Genomic DNA, 14239 nt, shown 5'->3' on the forward strand with positions numbered 1-14239 from the left:
GTTCAGGCCTTGAGGGCCGCCTCGAGCGCGGTGGTGAAGTCGGCGACCGTCATCGGGGCGTTCTGGCTGCCGGGTGCGGTCAGCGCCTTCCCGTCCATCTTCAGGGTCGGGGTGCCCGACACCCCGCTCTTGTCGAACGTCTTGGACATCTCCAGCGCCCACCTGTCGTAGGTGCCGTCCTTCACGGCCTTCTGGAACGCGGCGTTGCCCTTGAGCGCGGAGACCGTGTCGGCCGCCTTGATCAGGTAGCTGTCGTCCTTGAACTTGTCGTCGGACTCCTCGGGGTGCCACTTCGCCGAGTACAGCGCCGTCTTGTACTCGAGGAACGCCTCCGGGCTGACGTCGAGCGCGGCGCCCAGCGCGCTCAGCGCGTTCTTGGAGCCCTCGCCGGACAGGCCGTTGTCGAGGAAGGTGGCGCCGACGAACTGGAGCTTGAACTTGCCGGCGTCGTAGTCCGACTTCAGCTTGGGGCCCACGGTCTGCTCGAACTGGGCGCAGACCGGGCAGCGCGGGTCCTCGTACATCACGAGGGTCTTCTTGGCGGTGCTCTTGCCCATCACGACGGTCGTGCCGTTCTCGCCGGTGGTGTTGGCCGGCTTGACCAGCGGCTTGTCCGCGGCCTCCTCCCAGTACGTGGGCTTGTTGTTCTGGACGACCGCGTAACCTATGCCGCCGGCCACCGCCAGCACCGCGACGACCGAGCAGGCCACGACGACCTGCCGCTTGACCTTGGCCCGCTTGGCCTGGCGTTCGCGCTCGACGCGCAGTCGCTCGCGGGCCGCCGTCTTCGCCGCCGCACTGTTGCGCTTGCTCATGGTGGTGTTCTCCAGGTGGGACGCGCACGGGGCGTGCGCGGGATACGTGTGTGGGGACTGTCGTGCTCCGGGGCCGCGCGGGGCGATCGGGCCGGTGACCGGCCCGGTGACCGAACCTGTCGGATCGAAGCCGGTGATCGAAGTCGGATCGAAGCCGGTGATCGGACCCGGCGCGTCGGACCGGGTGATCCGGTGTCGCTCAGGCGGCGGCCGGGCGCGGGGGTCCGCGACGTCCCAGGGAGTGCACGAGGATCCGGTCGCGGCTGGTGGTGACCGGACGGCGCGCGGGCCGCGGCGGGCGGCCGGCGGCCGGGGCGCCGCGGACGGTCACGGCGGCCACGGCCAGCAGCAGCGGCCGGAACGTGGTCGCGGTCGCCGCGCGCAGCAACTGGCCCAGCGCGCGCTCGCCCCGCCGCAGCCAGGCCGCGGCGAGCAGGCCGACGCCGACGTGCGCGCCCAGCAGCAGCCAGGCCGTCGACGGGTCGGCGTGGGCGAGGAGGCCGCCGACCCGCTCGGGGTCGGCGCCGGTCACGCGGGCCAGCGGGGCGCCGACACTGGTGCCGTCGCCGCACAGCACGTCGAGGCCGACGGAGCGCAGCGGGCCGGCGACCGGGCCGCCCGCCCGGCCGTAGCAGACGTGCTGGCCGGTGGTGAAGACGGTGTCGGCCGCCAGCTCCAGCGGGATCAGCAGGGCGGCGATCCGCCCGAAGCCGCGCTCCCGGCCCGCCAGCGCGTACGCGAGGAGGAACACGGCGACCGCGAGGGCGGCCACCGTGTTCAGCGGCAGCGGGACCCGCGACAGCAGCACGTGCGACGCGGTGCTGAGCGTCACGACGAAGGCCGTGAACAGCGCCGCGCGTACGGCTCTGAGGCGGGTCCCGGATATGTCCATAGCGGAGGAGAGTGTGTCACGCGCGCCGGTAAGAGACCCCTAAAGGGTCGCTGTGAGCGCCCTTTTCGTTATGGATCCCGTCACAGACCCGGGATCCGGCCGTTGCGGAACAGGTCGAGGAAGATCTGGTGGTCCGCACGCGCGCGGGCGCCGTAGGAGTGCGCGAAGTCGACCAGGAGCGGCGCGAAGCCCTCCTCGTCGCCGGCGATCGCCGCGTCGATGGCCCGCTCGGTGGAGAACGGCACCAGCGACTCGCCGGAGGTGTCGTCCGCCGCCGCGTGCATGGTGGCCGTGGCCCGGCCGAGGTCGGCGACGACACCCGCGATCTCCTCCGGGTCGTCGATGTCGCCCCAGTCCAGGTCCACCGCGTACGGCGAGACCTCGGCGACCAGCTGGCCCGCGCCGTCCAGCTCGGTCCAGCCCAGCCACGGATCGGCGTGCTGCTGGAGGGCACGCTGGGAGATCACCGTGCGGTGGCCCTCGTGCTGGAAGTAGTCGCGGATCGCCCGGTCGGTGATGTGCCGGGAGACGGCCGGCGTCTGGCCCTGCTTGATGTAGATCACCACATCGTTCTCCAGGGCGTCGCTGTGGCCCTCCAGGAGGATGTTGTAGGAGGGCAGGCCCGCCGAGCCGATGCCGATGCCCCGGCGGCCGACGACGTCCTTCACGCGGTAGGAGTCCGGGCGGGCCAGGGAGGTCTCCGGCAGCGTCTCCAGATAGCCGTCGAAGGCGGCGAGGACCTTGTAACGGGTGGCGGCGTCCAGCTCGATGGAGCCGCCGCCCGGCGCGAAGCGGCGCTCGAAGTCGCGGATCTCGGTCATGGAGTCCAGCAGCCCGAAGCGCGTCAGGGAACGGGCGTCGCGCAGCGCGTCCAGCAGGGGGCCCTCGGCCGTGTCCAGGGTGAAGGGCGGCACCTCGTCCTGCTTGGCGCCCGTCGCCAGGGCGCGGATCCGCTCGCGGTAGGCGCCCGCGTACACCTGGATCAGCTCGGTGATCTGGTCGTCGCTGAGCGCCTTCGCGTACCCGATCAGGGCGATCGAGGCGGAGAAGCGCTTGAGGTCCCAGGTGAAGGGGCCGACGTAGGCCTCGTCGAAGTCGTTGACGTTGAAGATCAGACGGCCCTGGGAGTCCATGTAGGTGCCGAAGTTCTCCGCGTGCAGATCGCCGTGGATCCACACGCGCGAGGTGCGCTCGTCCAGGTAGGGCCCGGTGAAGGTGCCGGTGGCGCCGAGCCCGCCGCTCGCCGCGTCCTGGTCGTGGTAGAAGAGGCAGGCCGTGCCCCGGTAGAACGCGAACGCCGAGGCCGCCATCTTGCGGAACTTCACGCGGAACGCGGCCGGGTCGGCGGCCAGGAGTTCGCCGAAGGCGGTGTCGAGGACGGCGAGGATCTCCTCGCCGCGGGGCTCTTCGTCGAGCTGCGGAACCGACATCGCGGGGTGCCTCCTGGTGCTTCATGCGTACGACAGCGTTTCTGTCGTCTCCAACGGGCGGACGCGTGCGAAAGTGCCCACGGCCCCCGCTGTGAAGGTACGCGGGGGAGCCGCCCGCCCGTCACCCGGCCACCGCCCTCGTCGATGCGCTTCGCGCCACCGTGTCCACCTCACATGTCAGTGCCGAGGCATAGACTTCGATGCTGACCCCCGGACCGTCCGCCGGCCCGTCGTCGATCGTTCACCTGCCGTCCGACCGCCGTCCGCAACCCGGCGTGTCGCGCCGCAGCACCCGTCCCCTGGAGGCCATGCCGTGTCGAAGCCGCCGTTCACGCACCTGCACGTCCACACCCAGTACTCGCTGCTGGACGGTGCCGCGCGGCTGAAGGACATGTTCAACGCGTGCAACGAGATGGGCATGACCCACATCGCCATGTCCGACCACGGCAATCTCCACGGGGCGTACGACTTCTTCCATTCCGCGAAGAAGGCCGGGGTCACCCCGATCATCGGGATCGAGGCGTACGTCGCCCCCGAGTCGCGGCGCAACAAGCGCAAGATCCAGTGGGGCCAGCCGCACCAGAAGCGCGACGACGTCTCCGGTTCCGGCGGTTACACGCACAAGACCATCTGGGCGGCGAACGCGACCGGCCTGCACAACCTCTTCAAGCTCTCCTCGGACGCGTACGCCGAGGGCTGGCTCCAGAAGTGGCCGCGGATGGACAAGGAGACCATCTCCCAGTGGTCCGAGGGGCTCATCGCCTCCACCGGCTGCCCCTCCGGCGAGCTCCAGACCCGCCTGCGCCTCGGCCAGTACGACGAGGCGCTGAAGGCGGCGGCCGAGTACCAGGACATCTTCGGCAAGGACCGCTACTTCCTGGAGCTGATGGACCACGGCATCGAGATCGAGCGCCGGGTCCGGGACGGCCTGCTGGACATCGGCAAGAAGCTCGGCATCCCGCCGCTGGTCACCAACGACTCGCACTACACGTACGCGCACGAGGCGACCGCCCACGACGCCCTGCTGTGCATCCAGACCGGCAAGAACCTCTCCGACCCGGACCGTTTCCGCTTCGACGGCACCGGCTACTACCTGAAGTCCACGGACGAGATGTACGCCATCGACTCCTCGGACGCCTGGCAGGAGGGCTGCGCCAACACCCTCCTGGTGGCCGAGCAGATCGACACCGCCGGCATGTTCGAGGCCAAGAACCTCATGCCGAAGTTCGACATCCCCGAGGGCTACACCGAGGTCAGCTGGTTCAAGGAGGAGGTCCGCCGGGGCATGGAGCGCCGCTTCCCGGGCGGTGTCCCCGAGGACCGGCAGAAGCAGGTCGAGTACGAGATGGACGTCATCATCCAGATGGGGTTCCCGGGCTACTTCCTCGTCGTCGCCGACTTCATCATGTGGGCCAAGAACAACGGCATCGCGGTCGGCCCCGGCCGAGGCTCCGCGGCCGGCTCGATCGTCGCGTACGCCATGGGCATCACCGACCTCGACCCGATCCCGCACGGCCTGATCTTCGAGCGGTTCCTCAACCCCGAGCGCGTCTCCATGCCGGATGTCGACATCGACTTCGACGAGCGTCGGCGCGTCGAGGTGATCAGGTACGTGACCGAGAAGTACGGCGCCGACAAGGTCGCCATGATCGGCACCTACGGCAAGATCAAGGCGAAGAACGCCATCAAGGACTCCGCGCGCGTGCTGGGCTACCCGTACGCGATGGGCGACCGTCTCACCAAGGCGATGCCGGCCGACGTCCTGGGCAAGGGCATCGACCTGAACGGCATCACCGACCCCTCGCACCCCCGCTACAGCGAGGCGGGCGAGATCCGCGCGATGTACGAGAACGAGCCGGACGTGAAGAAGGTCATCGACACCGCCAAGGGCGTCGAGGGCCTGGTCCGGCAGATGGGCGTGCACGCCGCCGGCGTGATCATGTCCAGCGAGCCCATCGTCGACCACGCCCCGGTCTGGGTGCGGCACACCGACGGCGTGACCATCACCCAGTGGGACTACCCCCAGTGCGAGTCGCTGGGCCTGCTGAAGATGGACTTCCTCGGCCTGCGCAACCTCACGATCATGGACGACGCCATCAAGATGGTGAAGGCCAACAAGGGCATCGACCTGGAGATGCTCGCCCTCCCGCTGGACGACCCCAAGACCTTCGAACTGCTCTGCCGCGGCGACACCCTCGGCGTCTTCCAGTTCGACGGCGGCCCGATGCGCTCGCTGCTCCGCCAGATGCAGCCCGACAACTTCGAGGACATCTCCGCCGTCTCGGCCCTGTACCGGCCCGGCCCGATGGGCATGAACTCGCACATCAACTACGCGGAGCGCAAGAACGGCCGCCAGGAGATCACGCCGATCCACAAGGAGCTGGAGGAGCCCCTCGAGGAGGTCCTGGCCGTCACCTACGGCCTGATCGTCTACCAGGAGCAGGTGCAGAAGGCCGCCCAGATCATCGCCGGGTATTCGCTCGGCGAGGCCGACATCCTGCGCCGCGTGATGGGCAAGAAGAAGCCCGACGAGCTGGCGAAGAACTTCACCATCTTCCAGGCCGGCGCGAAGAAGAACGGCTACAGCGACGAGGCGATCCAGGCCCTGTGGGACGTGCTGGTCCCCTTCGCCGGCTACGCGTTCAACAAGGCCCACTCGGCCGCGTACGGACTGGTCTCGTACTGGACGGCGTACCTGAAGGCCAACTACCCCGCCGAGTACATGGCCGCGCTGCTCACCTCGGTCAAGGACGACAAGGACAAGTCGGCCGTGTACCTCAACGAGTGCCGGCGCATGGGCATCAAGGTGCTCCCGCCGAACGTCAACGAGTCCGAGTCGAACTTCGCCGCCCAGGGCGACGACGTGATCCTCTTCGGCCTCTCCGCCGTGCGCAACGTCGGCACCAACGTCGTCGAGTCGATCATCAAGTCCCGCAAGGCCAAGGGGAAGTACTCCTCCTTCCCCGACTACCTCGACAAGGTCGAGGCGGTGGTCTGCAACAAGCGCACCACGGAATCGCTGATCAAGGCCGGCGCCTTCGACTCCATGGGCCACACCCGCAAGGGCCTCACCGCGCAGTACGAGCCGATGATCGACAACGTGGTCGCGGTCAAGCGCAAGGAGGCCGAGGGCCAGTTCGACCTCTTCGGCGGCATGGGCGAGGAACAGAACGACGAGCCCGGCTTCGGCCTCGACGTCGAGTTCACCACCGACGAGTGGGACAAGACGTACCTGCTCGCGCAGGAGCGCGAGATGCTCGGCCTGTACGTCTCCGACCACCCCCTCTTCGGTCTGGAGCACGTGCTGTCCGACAAGGCGGACGCCGGCATCGCCCAGCTCACCGGGGGTGAGCACGCCGACGGCGCGGTCGTGACCATCGGCGGCATCATCTCGGGCCTCCAGCGCAAGATGACCAAGCAGGGCAACGCCTGGGCCATCGCCACCGTCGAGGACCTCGCCGGCTCCATCGAGTGCATGTTCTTCCCCGCGACCTACCAGCTGGTCTCGACCCAACTCGTCGAGGACGCCGTGGTGTTCGTCAAGGGCCGCCTCGACAAGCGGGAGGACGTGCCCCGCCTGGTCGCGATGGAGCTCCAGGTGCCGGACCTGTCCAACGCGGGCACCAACGCGCCCGTGATCCTCACCATCCCGGCCGTGAAGGTCACCCCGCCTATGGTCAACCGCCTCGGCGAGATCCTCACCCACCACCGGGGCGACAGCGAGGTCCGGATCAAGCTCCAGGGCCCGACGAAGACCACCGTGCTCCGCCTGGACCGGCACCGGGTCAAGCCCGATCCGGCCCTGTTCGGCGACCTGAAGGTGCTGCTCGGCCCGTCCTGCCTGGCCGGCTGAGCCGCGGACACGCGCAAGGGGCGCACCCGGACCTCCGGGTGCGCCCCTCCTGCATGCGCGAGGGCGTCGAGGGCCCGTGAACGCAGAGGCTAGTTGTGACCGAAGCGCTTGCCGCGTCCCTTGCCGCGGGCCATCTCACCGGGCGCCATCTGCGTCGGGTTCGACTCGTCCTGCGGCTCCAGAGTGGCCTGCGCCGTCTGCGGAGTGCGCTCGGACTGCGGCTGCTTACGGTCACGGTTCTTGTTCTTGGCCATGGGGATCTGCCTCCTGTTGGGGGTCTAGGGGCCAGGGCCGGAATCAGATTCACATAGGCTGACTTGTGGCGCATTTCGGATAATTACCGTCGGTGACAGGGCTCGTCGGCGGGCTCCGCCCCGAAACGCCACGCCGAAGATCGAGTTCCGGCCGTTAACCCCCGTGCCGTCGGGCAGACTCGAAGCAGGCCTGAAGCAAACCTCCCGGGAAGAGGGTGAGTCGTGTGGACCGCTGCATCGTCCTGGTGGACGCCGGGTATCTGCTGGGGGCCGCCGCGAGTCTCCTCGCCGGAGAACCCTCGCGCTCCCGGATCACCGTCGATCACGCCGCCCTCGTCCAGGGCCTGCGCGAACAGGCCGAGTCCGAGACCGAACGGCCCCTGCTGCGCATCTACTGGTTCGACGGCGCACCCGACCGCGTCCCCCAGCCCGAGCACCGCAGACTGCGCGTGATGCCGCGGGTCACCGTCCGGCTGGGCGCCCTGACCCGCAGCGACGGCCGCTGGGCGCAGAAGGGCGTCGACGCCGCGATGCACGCCGAGCTGACCGAGCTGGCCCGCAACCGGGCCTGCTCCGACGTCGTCCTCGTCACCGGTGACGGCGACCTGCTGCCCGGCATGATGGCCGCCAAGGAACACGGCGTCGCCGTCCACCTGTGGGCCGTCCAGGCCGCCGACGGCGACTACAACCAGTCCGAGGACCTGGTCGCCGAGGCCGACGAACGGCGCGTCCTGGACCGCACCTGGATCACCAAGGCCGTACGCGCCAAGGACCACGGCGGGGTCTGCGCGCCGCCGCCCGCGCCACGGCCCGAGATCGCCGCCATCCTCTCCGCGCCGCTCCCCGAATCCACCCTGGCCCCCACGTCCGAGCGGCCCGCGGAGCAGAGCGAGCACCCCTCCGCCGCCGCCGACAACGGCACCCGGGACAGGGTCCCCGCCCCCAAGGGCGTCCCCACCCCCAAGGACCTCGCGGCCCTGCGCGCGCCCGGCGACCGGGCCGCCCAGCCCCCGGCCACCGCGACCCTGCGCTGGTCCTCCGACAAGGGCTGGGTCGACCGGTCCTCCGCCGCCGAGCCCCCCGAGGTCGCCTCGATGCCGACCCTCGCGCAGGTCACCACGGCCGAGCAGCGGTGGGCCGACCGCGAGGAGGACATCACCACCGTCGGCGGCGACCCCTTCGAGGTGGGACAGGTCTTCGCCCGCCGCTGGATGGGGCGCCTCGGCGACCAGGGCCATCTCCAGAAGCTGTCCGGCATGTACCCGCGCATCCCGCACCGCATCGACGGCGAACTGCTGCGCTACGCGGCCCGCTTCGGCCTCCTCGCGCACAAGGACGACCAGATCGACGAGCACGACCGCTACGCCATCCGGGCGGGGTTCTGGCGCGAGATCGACGTCCGGGCGACGGCCGAGCACGCGTCCGCGGCGGACTGAACCGGACACTCTGGGCGCCCCCGACGGCGAGCGGGGGGCGCCGACCCCGTAGGCTCGTTCCTTGTGAGTACGCGCGCGGCATCGACCATTCGGCACCGGGACGAGGTCGTGTGTGCCGTGCGCGGACTGACCAAGACCTATCCGGCGGTCCGGGGCCGGCGCGGTGCTCCCGGCACCCCCGAGGTCCGCGCCACCGACGACGTGCGGCTCGACGTACGCCGGGGTGAGATCTTCGGCCTGCTCGGGCCCAACGGGGCCGGCAAGACCAGCGTCGTGCGCCAGGTCACCGGGCTGATGCGGCCGGACGGCGGCAGCGTGGAGATCCTCGGCCACGACATCGTGCGCCACCCCGAACGGGCCGCGCGCATCCTCGCCTACCTCGGGCAGGAGTCCACCGCCCTCGACGAACTCACCGTCTCCCTCGCCGCCGAGACCACCGGACGGCTGCGCGGACTCCCCGTGCGCGAGGCACGGCGGGAACGGGACGCCGTGCTCGAGGAGCTGGGGCTCACCCCGATCGCCGGCCGGCCGCTGCGCAGGCTCTCCGGCGGACAGCGCCGGCTGGCCTGCTTCGCGACCGCGCTGGTGGGGGAGCGGCCGCTGCTGGTGCTGGACGAGCCCACCACCGGGATGGACCCCGTCGCCCGGCGCGCGGTGTGGTCCGCCGTGGACCGGCGGCGCGCCGAGCGCGGCACCACCGTGCTGCTCGTCACCCACAACGTCATCGAGGCCGAGACCGTCCTCGACCGGGTCGCCGTCCTCGACCGCGGCCGGGTCATCGCCTGCGACACGCCTGCCGGGCTCAAGGAACAGGTCGCCGACGAGGTGCGGGTCGAGCTGGTGTGGCGCGAGCGGGCGCCGCTGGACGTCCCCGAGGTCGCCGCGCTGCGCGAGCGGGCCGTGGAGTCCGGGCGCCGCTGGACGCTGCGGCTCGGCCCCGAGGAGGCCCGCACGGTCGTCGCCACCGTCACCGGCGGGGCCGCCTTCGCCGCCCTGGACGACTTCACCCTCGCCACCCCCAGCCTGGAGGACGTCTACCTGGCGCTGGGCGGAGCCGCCCGGCAGGGGTTGGTGAAGGCATGAGCAGGACCGTCCCCGCGTCCGTACCGAACAGGGCGACCACCGGACCCAAGAGGAGCACCGCGACGTGAGTGTCGTACCCGCAGAGGTTCTGCCGGGCAGCGCCCTGGCCGTGGACGGACAGTCGGCCCGGGAGGCGGCCGAGCTGGCGCCGCGCGCGCGGCTGTGGCCGTCGCTCGTGGCCGTGTACCGGGCGCAGCTGTCCCGCGCGCGGGTGGCCCGCATCCCGCTGCTGTTCGTGGCGACCTTCCAGTCGGTCGGCATCCTGATCATGATGCGCGGGGTCGTGGAGGGCGGACGCGAGGCGGAGGCCGTGGTGGCCGGCTCGGCGGTCCTCGTCGTCGCCTTCGTCGCGCTGAACCTGCTGGCGCAGTACTTCGGCCAGCTGCGGGCCACCGGCGGCCTCGACCACTACGCCACGCTGCCGGTGCCGCCCGCAGCCGTCGTGCTGGGCGCCGCGGGCGCGTACGCCTCCTTCACCGTGCCGGGGACGCTGGTGACCGCGGTCTTCGGCGCCGTGCTCTTCGGACTGCCGCTGACCCACCTGTGGGTGCTGGCGCTCGTCGTCCCGCTCTCCGGCGCCGCGCTGGCCGGGCTCGGTGCGGCCTTCGGCCTGCTCGCCCCGCGCCCCGAGCTGGCCACCGTGCTCGGTCAGCTGGGCATGTCGGCGGCGCTGCTGCTCGGCGTCCTGCCGCCCGACCGGATGCCGGAGGCGGTGCGCCTCGCCCGCGACCTGCTGCCGTCGACGTACGGCGTGGAGGCGCTCGCGCGGACCTTCCGGCCGCACCCCGACTGGGCCTTCGTGCTCGGGGACCTCGCGGTGTGCGCCGCCGTCGGCGTGGTGTCGCTGGCGGTCGCCACCTGGGCGTACCGCCGGGCCGCCGTCCGATGACGCACGGCACGGACGGGCCTGGCACGATGTCAGGGTGACCGCACCGCTGACTCCCCCTCCGCCGCCGCACGAACCGTCCCCGGGCGACGCCTGGCCGTCGCCCGGCGCACACCCCGGGGCGGCCGCATTCCAGGGCGCCGCGCCCCACGACGCCGGACACGGACAGGACGGGCCCGGGATGAAGACGGAGCTGCGGGAAGCCGCCGTGATCACCGTCGTGGTCGCACTCCTCGGAGCGGCGCTCGGTCTGCTGTGGCTGTGGCTGGCGCCGCGCGTCCCGCTGGTCGGGGAGGCCGTCGACGACAACTGGGTCGTCTACCTCAAGGACACCGAGGGCGAGCAGGCCGTCGGCGTTGACGGAACGTTCGTCCTGCTCGCCCTGGCCTGCGGAGCCGTGAGCGCCGCCGCCGTGTTCGCCTGGCGCCGGCGCGGAGGCGTGCCGCTGGTCGTGGCACTGGCCCTCGGCGGACTGCTCGGCTCCCTGCTGGCGTGGCGGCTGGGTGTGTGGCTCGGCCCCGGGCAGGACGTGGTCGCACGCGCGAGGGCGGCGGGCGCGGGCGTCACGTTCTCGGCCCCGCTGAAGCTGAGCGCCAAGGGCGCGCTGCTGGCCTGGCCCCTGGCCGCCCTCCTGGTGCACCTCGGCCTCACGGCCCTGTTCGGCCCCCGCGACCCCGAGCCGTACGGGCAGGGACCGTTCCCGAAGGACCCGTACGGGGCACCGCTCGGGTAGGACGGGTGCCGGGCCCGCGCCGGGGTGCGGTGCCTGTGGCCCGGGGCTGCGGCTGGGCTCGGCGGGGCCGTACCGAGGTGCGGTGCCCGCGCCGGGGCTGTGGCCGGGTCTGGTGGGTGCGGGTCGGGGGCGTTGCCCGGTGGGCTCGTGCGTCGGGGTGTGGTCGGGCGTGGCCGGGGGCGTGTCCGGGTGGGCGTGTGGCGGAGGCGTGGTCGGGCGTGGCGAGCCCGTACGGGGCGTGTGGCCTCTGTACGGGGCGTGCGGTGTCCGTGCTGGGCGGTGCCCGCGCCGGGGCTGCGGCTGGGCCTGGCGGGTCCGCGCCGGGGCTGTGGCCGGGCCTGGCCGGGTCTGGCGGGTCCGGGCCGGGGTGCGGCCGGGGTGCGGCCGGGCTCGTGGCGGGCCTGTCGCGCCGCTTGCCGGTCAGGCGCGGCCGATGGGGGCCAGGACCGCTTCCGTGAGCCCGGCCAGGTCGGTGGGGGCCAGTTCGACCTCCAGGCCGCGGCGGCCCGCCGAGACGCAGACGGTGGCGTGCGCCTGCGCCGAGTCGTCGAGCACCGTGGGGAGCTTCTTGCGCTGGCCCAGCGGGGAGATGCCGCCGCGGACGTAGCCCGTGGTGCGTTCGGCGAGGGCCGGGTCGGCCATGGCGGCGCGTTTGCCGCCGACCGCCGCCGCGAGGGCCTTGAGGTCGAGCGAGCCGGCGACCGGGACCACGGCGACCGTCAGGGTGCCGTCCACGTCGGCGACCAGGGTCTTGAAGACCCGGTCGGGGGAGACGCCCATGGCCTCGGCGGCCTCCTCGCCGTAGGACGGGTGGGCCGGGTCGTGGTCGTAGGCGTGGACCGTGAACTCCACGCCCGCCGCCGTCAGGGCGACGGTCGCGGGCGTGCCGCCGGACTGCTGCTGCTTCTTCGACTTCTTCGCCATCAGGTCGGGGCCTTCTCGTGCGTCAGTTCGGACTCGTCGGCCCGCGGGTCAGGTCCGCCGCGGGCAGCGAGGGCAGGCTACGGAGGATGGCCGTCTCCGCGCGCAGGAGTTTCAGCTCGTCGCGCAGCCGGGAGGCGGTGTCCGGGGTCTGGAGCAGCCGCTGCTTGGTGGGCGTGTCGAGCGTCATCGCGGCCGCCACCAGGTACGACACCACGGACGGATCGTCCGGCAGGTCCGCCCCGGTGGACAAGGAGCGTTCGCGGGCGCCCGCCAGCCGCTTCTGGTACTGGCGGAAGGCCCGCAGCACGCCCTCCGCGAGCGCGCCCGCCTCCTCGCCCGGCTCCTCCGCCAGCTCCTCCAGTTCCGCCACCAGGAAGGGGCCCGAGGCGTCCACCGACACCAGGCGCACCCGGGTCGTCCCGGTGGCCAGCACCTCGAAGGTGCCGTCGGCGCGCTCGCGGACCGTCGCCGCGTCGGCGACGCACCCGACGGAGTGGAACGCCTCGACCGGGTCGTCGCCGAACCCGGCGGCGGGACCCCGCTGGGGCGGCGCCGTCGGGTCCGGCAGGCCCGGGGCGGCCGGTGCCACCTCGTGGCCGTCGCGGATGGCGACGACGGCGAACCGGCGCGCCTCCTCCTCGGGGGTCTTCAGCAGGTCGCGCATCAGGGCGCGATAGCGCTCCTCGAACACGTTGAGCGGCAGCACCAGTCCTGGGAAGAGGACGGTGTTCAGCGGGAAGAGCGGCAGCCGGACGGTGGTCACGGCGCAGAAGCCTAGTGGTCCGTGGGGTACGCGCGTTCCCCGTGCCCGTTGCGTGGATGGCCCGGGGGCTCTCCGAAGGGTCCCGCGCACACGCTCTCGCGCACCGCCAGGAAGTGTCCCAGCGGGTCGTCGGACAGCCGGCCCCACGGGAAGGACGTGGCGTACGGGCCGACCAGACGCAGCTGGGCGAGGGCGTCCGCACGGCGGCCGAGCCGGACCAGGACGTACGTCAGGAGGTTGCGGATCTCGGCCGTCCAGGGGTCCGACCCCGGGAAACGGGCGGAGAGCACGATCGCGCGGTCGGCGGCCGCGTCGAGGCGTTCGCGAGGCACCTCGGGCCCGCAGCCGTCGGTCAGGTAGGAGAAGGCGGCCCGTACCGGCAGCGCCTGGACGAGCGAGCCGGCCGGGGCGTCCTGCGCGGCCCGGTCGGCGAAGTCGAAGCACTCGCGGTGGGAGCCGTGCCAGGACTCGGCCAGATAGCGTTCGGCGGCCACATGACAGCCGTAGTGGTGCGGGGCGCGGCGGATGGCGGCCGCCCACAGCTCCTCGAAGTACTTGTGCCCGGCGTTCGAGCCGCGCGCGTGGTCCAGGGCGATCCGCCACGGCACCGGGTCGCGGTGGTCGCCCTGCGCGGCGGCCGTGATCAGCGGGCTCACCTCGCGCAGCAGCTCGGCCCGGGCGGGCGACCCCCAGGCGCGCCCCACCGCGAGCTGGGCGGCCACCAGCAGGACGTCGGGGTCGTGCGGGGCGGCGGCCCGCCAGTCCTCGAACCACTCCGGGCGGGACCGCGCGAAGGACGCGAGGCGGGTGACGTACCGGTCGCGGTACTCCCACTCGGCCCGTTCCCTGGTGCCGGCCAGCAGCGCGGCGGCCGTCTCGTACGCGCCCCGCCCGGCCGCGACCAGCGCGGGGCCCAGGCGGTCGTCGGGCACGTCGAGGAGCACCTCGTCGTCGGCCGGGAGTCCGGCCGCGGGGCGGGGGGCGGCGGTCCGCGCGCGCCGGGACGCGGCCGTCCGGGAGGCGCGGATGAACGGGGGCAGCAGAGCCATGGTTTTGCCATTGAAAAGCGGCCGGTCGGCTGTGCGCCAGGGGGCGGCACGAACATCTGGAAAGTTGTACGCCGCCGGGTCAAGGCCGGGTAAAAGGTGAACGTGCCGCTCCGGTCGGCCG

At 72.2% G+C, this 14239-nt stretch carries 12 protein-coding genes; 5 read left to right on the plus strand and 7 right to left on the minus strand.

The window, feature by feature from the left end:
* Positions 1 to 2: 2 nt before the first annotated feature.
* From ACIP5W_RS19935 to ACIP5W_RS19945, 3 genes are all read right to left on the minus strand, one after another.
* Complete coding sequence (locus ACIP5W_RS19935) at positions 3 to 815, minus strand: DsbA family protein (RefSeq protein ID WP_401474853.1); 813 nt, start codon at positions 813 to 815, stop codon at positions 3 to 5.
* A gap of 199 nt (positions 816 to 1014) precedes the next feature.
* A complete protein-coding gene (locus ACIP5W_RS19940) occupies positions 1015 to 1707 on the minus strand; it encodes a hypothetical protein (protein WP_401474856.1) in 693 nt (230 codons plus the stop codon).
* Positions 1708 to 1787: 80 nt separating this feature from the next.
* A complete protein-coding gene (locus tag ACIP5W_RS19945) occupies positions 1788 to 3137 on the minus strand; it encodes a DUF2252 domain-containing protein (RefSeq protein WP_401474858.1) in 1350 nt (449 codons plus the stop codon).
* A 313-nt stretch (positions 3138 to 3450) separates the two neighbouring features.
* Here ACIP5W_RS19945 and dnaE point away from each other — a divergent pair, with 313 nt between their 5' ends.
* Positions 3451 to 6990, plus strand: coding sequence for a DNA polymerase III subunit alpha (gene dnaE / locus ACIP5W_RS19950; RefSeq protein ID WP_401474860.1), 3540 nt, complete (start codon positions 3451 to 3453; stop codon positions 6988 to 6990).
* A gap of 89 nt (positions 6991 to 7079) precedes the next feature.
* Here the strand turns inward: dnaE and ACIP5W_RS19955 are convergent, their stop codons facing one another.
* The gene (locus ACIP5W_RS19955) at positions 7080 to 7244 is read right to left on the minus strand and encodes a hypothetical protein (protein ID WP_363087249.1); all 165 of its coding nucleotides are present in this window, start codon (positions 7242 to 7244) and stop codon (positions 7080 to 7082) included.
* 224 nt (positions 7245 to 7468) lie between these two features.
* On the opposite strand from ACIP5W_RS19955, the gene ACIP5W_RS19960 reads away from it, so the two are divergent.
* From ACIP5W_RS19960 to ACIP5W_RS19975, 4 genes are all read left to right on the plus strand, one after another.
* The gene (locus tag ACIP5W_RS19960; protein ID WP_401474864.1) at positions 7469 to 8680 is read left to right on the plus strand and encodes an NYN domain-containing protein; all 1212 of its coding nucleotides are present in this window, start codon (positions 7469 to 7471) and stop codon (positions 8678 to 8680) included.
* Positions 8681 to 8788: 108 nt separating this feature from the next.
* Positions 8789 to 9763: an ABC transporter ATP-binding protein gene (locus ACIP5W_RS19965; RefSeq protein ID WP_401475053.1), complete on the plus strand. Its 975-nt coding sequence runs from the start codon at positions 8789 to 8791 to the stop codon at positions 9761 to 9763.
* A gap of 64 nt (positions 9764 to 9827) precedes the next feature.
* The gene (locus ACIP5W_RS19970) at positions 9828 to 10652 is read left to right on the plus strand and encodes an ABC transporter permease (protein ID WP_401474867.1); all 825 of its coding nucleotides are present in this window, start codon (positions 9828 to 9830) and stop codon (positions 10650 to 10652) included.
* Between the two features lie 34 nt (positions 10653 to 10686).
* On the plus strand, positions 10687 to 11382 hold the full coding sequence (locus ACIP5W_RS19975) for a DUF2567 domain-containing protein (RefSeq protein ID WP_401474870.1): 696 nt from the start codon (positions 10687 to 10689) through the stop codon (positions 11380 to 11382).
* A 420-nt stretch (positions 11383 to 11802) separates the two neighbouring features.
* Here ACIP5W_RS19975 and ybaK read toward each other — a convergent pair whose 3' ends face one another.
* The 3 genes from ybaK to ACIP5W_RS19990 are packed head-to-tail and all read right to left on the minus strand — an operon-like array spanning position 11803 to position 14118.
* On the minus strand, positions 11803 to 12306 hold the full coding sequence (gene ybaK, locus ACIP5W_RS19980; protein ID WP_401474873.1) for a Cys-tRNA(Pro) deacylase: 504 nt from the start codon (positions 12304 to 12306) through the stop codon (positions 11803 to 11805).
* A gap of 22 nt (positions 12307 to 12328) precedes the next feature.
* Positions 12329 to 13069, minus strand: a complete 741-nt coding sequence (locus ACIP5W_RS19985; protein ID WP_401474876.1) for an LON peptidase substrate-binding domain-containing protein — start codon at positions 13067 to 13069, stop codon at positions 12329 to 12331.
* Positions 13070 to 13080: 11 nt separating this feature from the next.
* Positions 13081 to 14118: a hypothetical protein gene (locus ACIP5W_RS19990; protein ID WP_401474879.1), complete on the minus strand. Its 1038-nt coding sequence runs from the start codon at positions 14116 to 14118 to the stop codon at positions 13081 to 13083.
* Positions 14119 to 14239: the final 121 nt, after the last annotated feature.

Origin of the sequence: Streptomyces sp. NPDC088766 (assembly GCF_044750845.1) — a bacterium.
GTDB lineage: Bacteria > Actinomycetota > Actinomycetes > Streptomycetales > Streptomycetaceae > Streptomyces.

Coding starts and splice junctions, on each gene's coding strand:
- ACIP5W_RS19935 (WP_401474853.1), bottom strand. CDS start 815: ATGAGCAAGCGCAACAGTGCGGCGGCGAAGACGGCGGCCCGCGAGCGA.
- ACIP5W_RS19940 (WP_401474856.1), bottom strand. CDS start 1,707: ATGGACATATCCGGGACCCGCCTCAGAGCCGTACGCGCGGCGCTGTTC.
- ACIP5W_RS19945 (WP_401474858.1), bottom strand. CDS start 3,137: ATGTCGGTTCCGCAGCTCGACGAAGAGCCCCGCGGCGAGGAGATCCTC.
- ACIP5W_RS19955 (WP_363087249.1), bottom strand. CDS start 7,244: ATGGCCAAGAACAAGAACCGTGACCGTAAGCAGCCGCAGTCCGAGCGC.
- ybaK (WP_401474873.1), bottom strand. CDS start 12,306: ATGGCGAAGAAGTCGAAGAAGCAGCAGCAGTCCGGCGGCACGCCCGCG.
- ACIP5W_RS19990 (WP_401474879.1), bottom strand. CDS start 14,118: ATGGCTCTGCTGCCCCCGTTCATCCGCGCCTCCCGGACGGCCGCGTCC.